Origin of the sequence: Endozoicomonas sp. (genome assembly GCF_031844845.1) — a bacterium.
Lineage (GTDB): Bacteria > Pseudomonadota > Gammaproteobacteria > Pseudomonadales > Endozoicomonadaceae > Endozoicomonas.
Map to the genome: position 1 here is coordinate 1 of NZ_JAVRMB020000133.1, position 3,634 is coordinate 3,634.

Consider the following 3,634-nt stretch of genomic DNA (forward strand, 5'->3'; position numbering starts at 1 on the left):
GGGTTCAGCTCAATATCTTTAGCTGAAAACGGTATTACTTTGAAACTGGCGTCGACCTTATCAAGTTGGTCTATCCAATGTTTCAATACCGCAAGTTCATTCTTAGCTTCACTCACTTTTTCTTCACTGCACACAGCCATAGCATCCCTCATAGACTGAGGCATCAATACACGATCTGGCCATTGGCCTTTATTGCCAGAATCTCGTGTTCTTTCACTTGAATATTTTAAAAACCGGACAATATCCCGTGCCTGTAACCTGCCTTTCAAATCGCATAATGCGGCATAAACCCAACGTACAGAGTAAGCTTCTCTTGATGAAGGCTTGCCAAGCTTTACCCCCCACAAGCTATGTAATTTTGCTGATATATCTCTAGCCGTTAGATTGCTTACTGTCTCTGTTGCGAGTGCCAGACCTGCTTGCTCGCATGTCCAGTACACCAACCGTAAAAAAGCCTCTGCATCCCATGCCAGCTGATATGGCTCATACCTGGCGACAAACTGACCGTGATTTTGCGATGTTACCGCTTCTACATAGTCTTCTCTTATTAAAATTATGATGCCTACCCGACAGCTCCTCACTTCTCTAAGGCGATTCGGGATGTTTAGCAAACTTTGAATTGCTGAAGTTTGAACAGCGTTCTCCCCAACATTTTGGAACAGGTCTTCAAGTCCATCAAAGAGAATTATGGTCTGAAGTCCCTTGCTATCCAGGGAGCTGCTCAAGCTCTCAAAATCTGAAACGCTACCATCAAAGCCATGCAAATCAACAATGCTTTTCTCCCAAAAAGACATCCAGTCAGTATCCGGTTTACCCATTGCCGTTTTTAAGCCTTGAGTGAATCTGGTTTGGGAAAACCCCTGCCCGGTTGTTGCCTGAATTTTGCCGTAAAAAGTAGCTCTGGCATCATTAATAACAGTCTCTGCCTCTTCCTCAGTATTAATAGAGCTAATATGAGGGAGAATGTAAGTATTCTCTAGCTGTTCAGACAGTTCTTTACTAAAAGTGACTTGTGCCTCATCCAGGAAGTTAGACCAGATTCCCCTTCGGCAAAGCTGAATATAATTAAATGTCTTTCCTGCACCTTTAGCACCGATAGAGACAACTTGTGGCAAACTTTTAGTATGACGACGCGCCAGGTTGCGGAGAGGTTCTGTCAGCAGCAGTTTTTCTGTTGCTCCTTTCTCTGCATATACTAATTTATTGCAAAGATCATATAGGTTACCTGCTGAATCATCTGCGTTCTCTTGAGCGCTGATGCTGTCCTCACCGGAGAAGTCTTTGGCCCAATTCAAAGCTTCTGTAAGCAGGGGGTTAGCATATTCTATAACATGCAAAGCTCGGTCCAGGGAGCCTAAATTCAGCATTTGAGAACTAAACTCACCTTCAATAATCTCAAGGCCGTCAGTTGCATTTACATTGTCGGTTGGATTTTTATCGATCATATAGGCGGCACTTAGGCGTTCCAAACCTTCCTGATACTGGTCAGTCTTTTTAAACTCTTCAGTTATGAATGTGGTGATAACTCTGGGGTCAAGCGTGTCACTCCCAAAAAGAGAACGCCAACGCTGATTATTTGCCATAGATGCCAGACGATTCAATATGAACTCTGTGCCTTTGATGGCTTGCTCAGACAAAGTAGTTACAATGAATCGCTCTACTCTTGGATCAAAGAGAAGGGGGCTGGAGAGTTCACTAAGGCCAGCCCTTAGGTCGATGAGTATTATGTCAGCAGACAGCTTTTCTCCAAGCTTTTGAAGAATATCAGTACATCGCCATGGCTGTTCAAATGCACGGGTTAAATGCTCCGGACGGACAGAAATATCCATCAACTGCCCCATTCCTAACTTTTCACTTTCCGAAAATGCAGGGAGTAGACAATACTCAAAGCCCGCATCATTTTTTGTAAAGCGATTGATCTCTTCGGAAAAATAGTCGACCACTTCAGATTCATCGACTGGCGGATAATGACTGGCCTCCAGCAACTGGATCCAGGACACACCGGGCTTGTCTGCTGACTTAAATAAATAAGTCAGTCCGGGAGCCTCAAGATCAGCATCAACTAACAATACCTTCAGTTTCTTATGTTTATTTTCAGAACTGTGGAAATTCGCTTGCAGGGCCTTAAACCATGTCAAGAGCGAAGTAGTACGACCAACGCCCCCCTTAAAAGAATGAAATGCAGCAATTTTGCATTTTCCTGAAAATGGAGTTGGATCTATTGGTAATAATGATGACTGACCAGCATCGTAACCCAGGTCTTTCCACAATGGCTTCAGAGAACGTTGAGCCTGCTCTTCACAGCGAGTCGTTATATCAACCTCAATGTAACTTTCTGCTCCATAGGCGAGCTGTATCCTTTTCTCCTGACGTTGCCAGTTGTTAGCAAAAATACTGTTGAGAAAATCAAAGGCTACGGTTTCATCTTCACCTTTAAGATCAATTTCGATAGCCTCACTGAAAGCGCGTATATCTGCGATATCTGTGGGGAAGGAGGTGAAGTTCTGAGAATTTGCTGCAAGTAACCTTTCTACATCCAACCAGCTATAAAGATTCATTAGCGTTGCTCCTTTATCCACAAGCAAATATTCTCAAGTGTTTGAGTAATCTCGTCATGATCTTTTATTTTTTTAATTTCAATACCATAACGCCAGACCTGATTAAGATCGCTTTGCTTCGCTTTTCGTTGCCTGACTGGTTGTTTTAAATTCGGAAGCGTTATACTTGGAGGCAAACGGAGCTTTTTTTCACAGCGAAGATGATCTAACATTTTGTTGAGATCATGTCCGAAACTGTGGCGGTTAATACCTTCGCTTGACCTATGGCTTTCTTGCTTCATAAGCATGAATTTCAAACCACATTCCGCAGCATAAAATAAACATGTCAGCTTAGAGAGTTGACAGTTTTCGAGACAATTAAATGCCTTATAATGGCTTGTGTGTGCATTGTGCATTTCTCTATCAGTTATTTCTATCGTATTAGTGATGTTGTTAGTAAAACATAAAATTCAATCGATTGTAGGTAGTAGCAATGATCTTTGCGACCTCCAGTCTCTTCCAATATGAAATGAGCCTGAAGGGAGTCCCTGTTTCTAACATGAAATGAGCCTGTGATTTTTGATCTTTCGTCCATGATTACTGGATGAAAATTATCATGAACACACGGCTAATAAAAACTCTGGATCAAGTAGAGGAACTACTCCAGCAAGCACCAAATATAGAACCAGTCTGGGAGTCAAAAAACGAATGTTATCAATGGATTGAAATAACACTCAGGCATTTCCGATACGCCACTCTGAGCAAGCATGAGAGGGGGTTGTGCAAGCAGTATTTAACAGTTGCTACTGGTTACTCCAGGGCCCAAATTACCCGTTTGATCAAGGAGTACCTCACCAACGGCCATCTGAAGCGTAAACAGCGGACAGCTAATGGATTCAGGCCTCTGTATACCAAAGCCGATATCCGACTGCTGGCTGAGACAGACCGGCTCCATAACGGGCTCAATGGACCGGCTATCAAGAAGATCTGCGAACGGGCTTATATGCGTGACGATCATCGATATGAGCGGCTGGCAGGTATTTCTATTTCACACCTTTATAATTTGCGTCAGTCGAAGACTTATCAGACTGTCCGGC

General features: G+C 43.1%; 3 protein-coding genes. 1 reads left to right on the forward strand and 2 read right to left on the reverse strand.

Annotation, left to right across the window (positions count from 1 at the left end; all coding sequences use genetic code 11):
* A partial coding sequence (locus tag RM811_RS06730) for a KGGVGR-motif variant AAA ATPase (RefSeq protein ID WP_402522132.1) occupies positions 1-2,558 on the reverse strand: 2,558 nt, incomplete at its 3' end.
* Positions 2,558-2,845: a hypothetical protein gene (locus RM811_RS06735; protein ID WP_402522134.1), complete on the reverse strand. Its 288-nt coding sequence runs from the start codon at positions 2,843-2,845 to the stop codon at positions 2,558-2,560. The genes RM811_RS06730 and RM811_RS06735, both read right to left, overlap by 1 nt.
* A gap of 308 nt (positions 2,846-3,153) precedes the next feature.
* Here RM811_RS06735 and RM811_RS06740 point away from each other — a divergent pair.
* On the forward strand, positions 3,154-3,634 hold a 481-nt coding region (locus RM811_RS06740), incomplete at its 3' end, for a hypothetical protein (protein WP_402522137.1).